The sequence below is a fragment of the Variovorax sp. P4_D9 genome (assembly GCF_056401695.1).
On record NZ_JBFUIU010000810.1, the window covers coordinates 1 to 3,910 of the forward strand.

5 protein-coding genes and 2 pseudogenes are annotated in these 3,910 nt (G+C 66.4%); 6 read left to right on the forward strand and 1 reads right to left on the reverse strand.

The genetic code is table 11. The annotated features are described in order from the left end of the window. The first annotated feature begins 89 nt into the window (after window positions 1-89). From AC1DY5_RS45740 to AC1DY5_RS45750, 3 genes and pseudogenes are all read left to right on the forward strand, one after another. A pseudogene (locus AC1DY5_RS45740) lies at window positions 90-898 on the forward strand (SulP family inorganic anion transporter). Between the two features lie 167 nt (window positions 899-1,065). Next, complete coding sequence (locus AC1DY5_RS45745) at window positions 1,066-1,344, forward strand: hypothetical protein (protein WP_478121017.1); 279 nt, start codon at window positions 1,066-1,068, stop codon at window positions 1,342-1,344. Then, window positions 1,326-1,556, forward strand: coding sequence for an STAS domain-containing protein (locus AC1DY5_RS45750; protein WP_478121018.1), 231 nt, complete (start codon window positions 1,326-1,328; stop codon window positions 1,554-1,556). Before AC1DY5_RS45745 ends, AC1DY5_RS45750 begins: the two co-directional genes overlap by 19 nt. 15 nt (window positions 1,557-1,571) lie before the next feature. Here the strand turns inward: AC1DY5_RS45750 and AC1DY5_RS45755 are convergent, their stop codons facing one another. Continuing rightward, window positions 1,572-2,363, reverse strand: coding sequence for an SDR family NAD(P)-dependent oxidoreductase (locus AC1DY5_RS45755; RefSeq protein WP_478121019.1), 792 nt, complete (start codon window positions 2,361-2,363; stop codon window positions 1,572-1,574). 231 nt (window positions 2,364-2,594) lie between these two features. Between AC1DY5_RS45755 and AC1DY5_RS45760 the strand changes: the two genes are divergently transcribed. From AC1DY5_RS45760 to AC1DY5_RS45770, 3 genes and pseudogenes are all read left to right on the forward strand, one after another. After that, window positions 2,595-2,852, forward strand: coding sequence for a hypothetical protein (locus tag AC1DY5_RS45760; RefSeq protein WP_478121020.1), 258 nt, complete (start codon window positions 2,595-2,597; stop codon window positions 2,850-2,852). A 96-nt stretch (window positions 2,853-2,948) separates the two neighbouring features. Continuing rightward, window positions 2,949-3,275: pseudogene (locus AC1DY5_RS45765) on the forward strand (ArsR/SmtB family transcription factor). A 22-nt stretch (window positions 3,276-3,297) separates the two neighbouring features. Beyond that, the gene (locus AC1DY5_RS45770; protein ID WP_478121021.1) at window positions 3,298-3,774 is read left to right on the forward strand and encodes an ArsI/CadI family heavy metal resistance metalloenzyme; all 477 of its coding nucleotides are present in this window, start codon (window positions 3,298-3,300) and stop codon (window positions 3,772-3,774) included. Window positions 3,775-3,910 lie beyond the last annotated feature (136 nt).

The following is a 3,910-nucleotide window of genomic DNA, read 5'->3' on the forward strand; positions in this document are numbered from 1 at the left end:
GCGGCATTGCCGACTCGTGGTTCTTCGGCCTGAAGGCACTCCGGGTCTCGACGGTCGGGCTGATCCCACAGGGATTCCCTTCCCTCACGCTGCCGGACATCGCCCTGGTCGAGCAATTGCTGCCGGGTGCGCTCGGCATCGCGCTGATGAGCTTCAGCGAAACGATCGCGGCAGGCCGCGCCTTCGGCCGCCCGGGTGAACCTCCGATCGATGCGAACCGCGAGTTGGTCGCCACCGGGGCGGGCAACCTGCTCGGCGCCCTGTTCGGTGCAATGCCGGCCGGAGCCGGCACCTCGCAGACGGCGGTGGTGCGCGCCGTGGGGGGCGGTCGCAGAAGGCCTCCCTGGTCACCGCGGGCGCGGCCCTGGCGACGATGCTGCTGCTGGCGCCGCTGCTCGGCCTGATGCCATATGCAACGCTGGCGGCGGTCGTCATCACCTACTCGATCGGATTGATCGACCCGTCGGAGTTCCGGGTCATTCGCAGTGTCCGGACGATGGAGTTTCGATCGCCGACGACCTTGCCCTGGCGGGCCTTGCCGACCATCCCGTCCAGCTTGCGGAAGCTGCCCACCATCGAGCCCGTGCCGCCGGTAAGTCCGTGCACCACGCCCTGCAGCTTCAGGAACTGCCCGGCGATCAACGGCTTCGACACTTGCCCTCGCCAATACGAGGAGGTGAAGGTGCTGAAGCACTACCCGTCCACCCGCTCCTCGGGGGTCATCACCAGCCATGCCTCGGTGGCCATCAGGGATGGGCATGCACTTCATCGCAGCCTCCTGGCGTTCGTCCCCGTCCTGGACCGAACTGTTAAGTTCGTTCTGCCACATCCCCGTGAGGGGCGGCCTTGCCGTATTCATCAGCGGCAGCGGCGGGCTGCTGATGAAGCGGGCCCGTGACGTCGAAGTCGCGCGAGCGCAGGCGCTCTTGCAGCATTGCGTAGTGGTTGAGGTAGCGCTTCTCCTCCTCGGGGAGGGCGCCATCGCATCGATCGTCATGCCCCGCACTTCCTTGGCCACGAGGCTGGTGGCGCCGCGGGACGCTGGTCGCCTGTGCCGGCGTTCTCGTGTTCGGCACGCTCAAGGGCATCGTGGTGGCCATCATCGTGTCGATCATCGGGCTCGGCATCCAGATCGCCCACTCGCGCGTGTCGGTCATCGGGCGCAAGCGGGCCACCGCCGTGCTGCGGCCACTTTCCTCCGAGCATCCCGACGACGAGACCTTCGAAGGCCTGCTGATACGGCGGCCCGGGGGTCGACTGTTCTTCCTCAACGCACAGTACGTGACGGACCGGATCCACAGCTGGTCGAACAGCACCGGCTGCGCGTGCTGGCGCTGGACCTGAGCCGCGTGACCGACATCGAGTACTCGGCGCTGCAAGCGCTGATGGCCAGCGACGAACAGGCCAAGGCTCGCAGCGCCGAGGTCTGGCTGGTCGGCCTGAACCCCGGCGTCCTCGACATCGTGCGCCGCGGCGGCTTGGACCAGCGACTCGGCCGCGAGCGCCTGCTGATCGACGCCCGCGTCGCGCTCGAGCGCTACCAGGCGTTGCAGTGAGTGCGCCGGGCCGGCTCACACCACGCTGCGCACCACCCCGCCGTCCACCCGCAAGGCAGCACCGGTGGTCGCCGAAGCCAGCGGGCTGGCCACATAGGCCACCAGCGACGCCACCTCGGCCGGGGTCGCGAAGCGCTGGATCAGCGAGCTCGGCCGCGCGTTCTTGAAGAAGTCGCGCTCGGTGTCCTCGAAGCTCTTCTTCTCCGACGCGGCCAGCGCCTCGACGAAGTCGCCGACACCGCGCGATCGGGTCGGGCCGGGCAGCACGCTGTTTACCGTGATGCCGGTGCCGGCCACCGATTCGGCCAGCCCGCGCGCGACCGCGAGCTGCGCGGTCTTGGTCATGCCGTAGTGAATCATCTCCACCGGGATCTGCACCCCGCTCTCGCTCGAGATGAAGACGATGCGTCCCCAGTTCGCCCGCTTCATCGCCGGCAGGCACAGCCGCGCCAGCCGCACGCCGCTCAGCACGTTGACCTCGAAGAAGCGCCGCCAGTCCTCGTCAGGGATGTCCTCGAAGGCCTTGGGTTCGAAGATGCCCAGGTTGTTGACCAGGATCTCGATGCCCGGGAACTGGCGCACCAGCGCCTCGGCCGGCCCCGCCTGGCCGAGATCGCCGGCGAAGCCCAGGGGCTTGCGGCCGGTGGATTTCTCGATGGCGGCGACCGCCTCGTCGACGCCCGCCTGCGTGCGGCCGTTGACGATCACGCGGGCGCCCTCGGCGCTCAGCGCTTCGGCGATGGCACGTCCGATGCCGGCCGTACTGCCGGAGACCAGGGCGAGGCGATTGTCGAGTTGCAGGTCCATGGTGCGCTCCTCAAAGCGCCGTACGATAGCCGCTTCGGCTGAGTCGCGTCGCCCGATTCGCGCTCCGGCGGCCGGCGAATGATGGGGGCCATCTGCGTCGGGTAGATGTGCAATCCTTCCCGTGACGCCGACAGCCGCCCCAGCCATACTGGCGCTTTCCACGAATGGAGGGCGCATATGGCACAGCATGCAATCACGGCTGTTCACTACGCGGGCGGCAGGATCGATCTCGTGGCCATTCATCCGGTCGCTGAAAAGGAGTTCGGTTCGAAGGATTTGACGCTCGGCGCGGCTCAACGGATCAGCATCGCCGAATGCGCCGGCCTGCTTGCCGCCGGCGAGGAGGTCTGCCTTGCGCGGCGCACCGAGAACCATACCTGGGAGGTCATTTGCGACGTCGAGCTCTTGCCGGGCGGAAAAGACATTACCGGCGTCGACATCGTCGACCGGCCGAACGATGCCTTGCGCAGCCTTCCAGCGTGGGACTAGCAGCGGCACCGTAAGCGTCGGATTGGGCCCGCCCGGGCAGGCAGCCTGCGCCTTGGCCGCGTTGACCATCGTGTATCTTTCGACTATTCTCGAAACATGGAAAAGAAAGAAGTCGTCCAAGCCTTGGCAGCGCTGGCTCACCCCTTGCGCCTTGAGGTGTTCCGCGCCTTGGTGGTGGCGGGGCAAGGCGGCCTCACTCCCGGCGTCATGCAGGATGCGCTGGCCGTGCCCGCCGCCACCCTGTCGTTTCACCTCAAGGAACTGGCGAACTCCGGCCTGGTGACCTAAGAGAGGGCCAGTCGCCACCTCATCTATCGAGCCGCATACGACAACATGAATGCGCTGCTCGGCTACCTCACCGACAACTGTTGCCAAGGTGCCGCCTGCGCGGTGAAAACTGCTGGCGACGTCTGCAAGTGCTGACTTCACTCCCGAGGAGCCAACCATGAAGAGATTTCACGTCCACGCGCATGTCAAGGATCTGAAGGCAAGCATCGCCTTCTACTCGAAGCTCTTTGCCGCTGAACCCACCCGCGTCGAGGCGGACTATGCCAAGTGGCTGCCCGAAGACCCACGCATCAACTTTGCCATCTCGACGCGCGGCGATGCCGCAGGTGTCCACCATCTGGGATTCCAGACCGACAACGCAGAAGAACTCGCCGAATTGAAGGCCCGCGCCATGGCCGCAGACATGGCGCTCCTCGACGAGGGCGAGACCGATTGCTGCTACGCGCGCAGCGAGAAGCACTGGGTCACCGACCCGCAGGGCATCGCCTGGGAGCACTTCCACACCCTTGACAACATTCCGGTTTTTGGTGATGGCACCAGGGAGCCCGAAGCGCAGGCATCTGCCTGCTGCGCACCCACCTCTCGCGGCAAGCTTGTCGGTGTGGCCGTCAAACCTTCGCCCTCCTGCTGCTGAAGGAAATCATCGTGGCCCGCTGCCCGTTTGCGATGACATCGAGACACGCTGAGCCATGACCATCAACTGGCCGAGGGGATGCTCAACCACTGGACCAAGGCGCTTGGGAAGACGCGCGGGCGTTCAGCGCAGACAG

What these genes read in the sequence shown, in the direction of transcription:
- AC1DY5_RS45755 (WP_478121019.1), bottom strand. Translation starts at nt 2,363, where the DNA reads ATGGACCTGCAACTCGACAATCGCCTCGCCCTGGTCTCCGGCAGTACG.
- AC1DY5_RS45770 (WP_478121021.1), top strand. Translation starts at nt 3,298, where the DNA reads ATGAAGAGATTTCACGTCCACGCGCATGTCAAGGATCTGAAGGCAAGC.